The sequence below is a fragment of the Synechococcus sp. R6-7 genome (assembly GCF_047461695.1).
Classification (GTDB): domain Bacteria; phylum Cyanobacteriota; class Cyanobacteriia; order Thermostichales; family Thermostichaceae; genus Thermostichus.
In genome coordinates, this window is record NZ_JANSHS010000194.1 from 1 (window position 1) to 3,639 (window position 3,639).

Below are 3,639 nucleotides of genomic sequence, written 5' to 3' on the forward strand. Positions count from 1 at the left end.
TCAGCAGTGTTCAGCGTAAATGTATCAGTGAGGATACTCCCTTCTCACTACTCTCCGTTCTTTTCTCTTTTCTCTCTTGTCTCTCTTGAGAGGGGATCCGATTGCATTAGCCGCTGACACAGTTGGGCAATCTGGGTGGGGCTGGCCTCGTCCAGCCAGCGGTGAAAGGCTTGGGATTCCTGAAGGCGGCCCATCAGCAAGGTGGGGATCTGCTCCGGGCCGTCCAGTTCCGCCAGCCATTGCCGGGGAAAGCCAGTTACTGCAGCCAGATCCTCGGGATCCCGTCGGCCTGCTTGCCACAGCGCTTGCAGTTGGGCAATCTGCTGGGGGATCTGCTCCCAGCGGTGGCCAGAAGCAGTCAGGATCAGCGTTTGCGGCTGTGCCTGTTGCAGCAGTTGGGCCAAGTCCGCCGGTAGCCAGGGCCAGCGGGCCAGCACCAGCTTTGCCCCTTTTGGTGGTGGAACAAGGTTCTCGGCCTCCTGCCCGTCGTAACAGATGGCCCCTTTCAGCGAATCCGGCAGGGGTTTCTGCCGAAAATCTTGGATCTGTAGGCGAGGGGCGGAAATGGTGGGTGCCTGCCACTCTCCCGCAGGGCGCACCGCCAGCACTTTGCCCTGCCAAGGCTGTTTGCCCCGGTCATCCGCTTCCAACTGGAGGGCGATGTCCAAAGCTTGGCATTTTTGCCAACGCTCCAGCTCTTCTCCGGCCTGCCAAAACCACAGAGTACGGGATCCCGGCGAGCCTTGGAGTTCAAACTTGAGGTGGCGGCCATTGCGGGAGACTCCCAGGTTGGAGCTATTGGGACGGAAGTTCATCAAGGCAACGACGGGGTTGGGATTGCCGTGCCCAAAGGGCTGCAGAAGCTGCAATTGCCGATACACCTCATCCAGCTCTGCCACCCCATCCCGATCCTGAGAGACCAGTAGCTCCCAGTCGAGGATAATCTCCACCGCCAAGGCGCGAGCCTGCTGATCCGGGCTAACCCGCGCGGCCAGCTCCCGCTGCAACGCCAGTTGCACAGCGGCCAGGCAAGCCAGATCCACTTGGATCCTGGCGGCCATGGGGTGTCCGCCTCCCCGCCGCAAGAGGGGGCGCACGGCCTCGATGGCCTCCACCAGGTTCACCCCTGGCAGGGAACGACCCGACCCATGGCCCAGCCCTGTGGCTTCGTCTTTGGCAATCAACACCGTCGGGCAGCGGTACTGCTCCACCAAGCGCGCCGCCGCGATCTCCAGAACCCCTGGGTTCCAGCCGGCTTCCGCCAGAACAATGGCTCCTTCCCGGGTCAGATCCAAGCTCTCTACCTGTTGGCTGGCCTCTTGGATCACTTGCTGGGTGAGCTGCCGGCGCTCTTCGTCAAGGGCAACAAACCGTTGCACCAGCGCCTGGGCCCGCTCTGGATCGGAGGTGGTCAGCAGCTCCACTGCTAAGCTGGCGTCTTCCAAGCGGCCAATGACGTTCAACTTGGGGGCGATGCGAAAAGCAATATCCTGGGCTGTCGGCGACCTCTGGAGCTGGCCGTTGCTAACCTGGGCCAGCAGAGCTCGCAACCCCGGGCGCTGCGTACTGGCCAGCACCGGCAGGCCCCGCTGCACCAAGTAGCGGCACTCCCGCTGCAACACCGCCACATCGGCCACAATTCCCACCGCCACCAGATCCAGGTGCTGCTCGACACCAGGGATCCCTAGGGCTTGGTAGAGCGCCTCCGCCAACTTGTAGGCCACTCCCACCCCCGGCAGGAAGCGCAGCGGATGTTCAGCCGGCAATCGCAAGGGGTTGACCACCGCATAGGCAGCGGGCAAGGGATCCGGCAGCATGTGGTGATCCGTCACGATCACGTCCACCCCCTGGGCTTGGGCCATGGCAATTTCGGCAGCATTGCCCACCCCGCAATCCACCGTCAGGATCACTTGGCAGCCCTGGGCCAGCACCTGCTGTAGCCGTTGAGGATTGAGCCCGTACCCCTCGGTGCTGCGCAGCGGTATGGAGAACTGGACTCGGAAGCCCAAGGGTTGTAACGCCGAGAGCAGGAGACTGGTACTGGTGACACCATCGCAGTCAAAGTCCCCCCAAATGCACAGGGTCTCTTCCCTTTCCCGTGCCTGCAGCAGCCGCGCCACCGCCCGCTCCAGATCCGGCAGGGATGCTGGTGGTGTGGGGGAATAGTGTTCGGGATCCACGAAGGCCTGCGCCTGCTCCCAGGTGTGCAGACCCCGCAGAGCCATCACCTTGGCCGCATACTTGCCATATTCCCGGCTCAGCTCCAGATTGAACTGGGGGGGAGTGGGCAGCAGCTCCCAGCGGTGCGGAGTATCTTCGCGCCAGCCGTAATCCATGCAAGCTAGGCCGACCCCTTGGCCGACAAGAGTAGAACTTCTCAGGAGCCTATCAAAAACGGCCCAGGGGGGAAATGGATCCCAGAGGAAAGGGCTGGGGATGATGGGCTACCTTGAACCCTACTGGCAGCAGTGGGAAGCCACACAACAAGCGGAGGGGTGCTCGTGATTGTGGGTGGCACAGGCTTCGCTGCAGTAGAGTTGACCTTCGTAGCGATAGCCTTGGCTGCTCTCGAAGCTGCAGTTGCAGTGTTCACAGGCGCAACGGACAAGGGTGCTGGCAGACATGATTTTCTCTCCTTCTTTCTCGTTTTTTCCTAGGGATCCTCTTGTCGAAGATCCGCGTCTCTACACCCTAGCGGTTGCTCAGCAACGATGCTGAAACAAGAATCAGAATCATTTTTGGCACTTCACCGATTACAGCCTATGAATTAGGATACAAGTATCCAAGAGAAAAGAGAGATATATACCAACCTATTTGTTAGATTTATCCCAAAGAGTTGTGGCAGCTTATCAGGCAGGCAAGACCTCCACTCGCCAGGTAGCGGAACAGTTCATGGTAACCCAAAGAACACTGCACCGCTGGGTGCATCAGTATCAACAAACTCAGGATTTATCCCCCAAGAAAGTCGGCACAAAGCGAGTAGGTATTCTGGAACAACACCGGCAAGAAGTTATGACGGTCATTGAAAGGAGCCTGAACTATTATCCGTGGTAGTATCAAGAACTGCTACGAGAGCAACTGGATACTGATGTGAGTGCTGTTACGATAGACAACTTTTTAAAAAAGCGAGGAATGACGCTAAAAAAGAATTACCGCAGTGTAAAAATCAGAGAAGAGGAGGTGCAAAGGCAACAATTAGTCTATAGTTAAGAAGTCAAGAATATACCAGTGGAAGATATAGCTATTCTAGACCAGACAAGGGTGTGAGAGGCAATAGAACGGAGGGGTATCTCGGAGTTTACGCAGTCAAAGAGCTTACAGTTACCGTCAGAGATGCAAAGGGAAAAAACATAAGATTATTGAAGCTATTTCCTGGAGAGAGGCAGTAGGCTGTTGTGTTATCAAGGGTGGAATGCGGAAGAGCAATTTTCTGGAGTTTTTGCAAAGTGACTCATGTCCGGAACTGGATGCGCGGAAGGTGGTGATTAGAGTTCGGAAGTGGAGGGTTTGATTCAAGGAACAGGTGCGCGGATCATAGACCTGCCTGTGTATGCACCAGAGTTGAATCCGATTGAGAGGATGTGGTCGGTATTGAAGCCTTTTATCCGGCAGTTTTCCAGAGCCGGGAAGTATGGGATG

General features: G+C 57.4%; 2 protein-coding genes and 1 pseudogene. 1 reads left to right on the forward strand and 2 read right to left on the reverse strand.

All coding sequences use genetic code 11. From position 1 onward, the window contains the following. Positions 1-47: 47 nt before the first annotated feature. Positions 48-2,336: a single-stranded-DNA-specific exonuclease RecJ gene (gene recJ / locus NW815_RS06525; protein ID WP_414415818.1), complete on the reverse strand. Its 2,289-nt coding sequence runs from the start codon at positions 2,334-2,336 to the stop codon at positions 48-50. A 120-nt stretch (positions 2,337-2,456) separates the two neighbouring features. After that, positions 2,457-2,624: a hypothetical protein gene (locus NW815_RS06530; protein ID WP_083757636.1), complete on the reverse strand. Its 168-nt coding sequence runs from the start codon at positions 2,622-2,624 to the stop codon at positions 2,457-2,459. A gap of 178 nt (positions 2,625-2,802) precedes the next feature. Here NW815_RS06530 and NW815_RS06535 point away from each other — a divergent pair. Then, a pseudogene (locus tag NW815_RS06535) lies at positions 2,803-3,639 on the forward strand (IS630 family transposase); the annotation flags it as partial.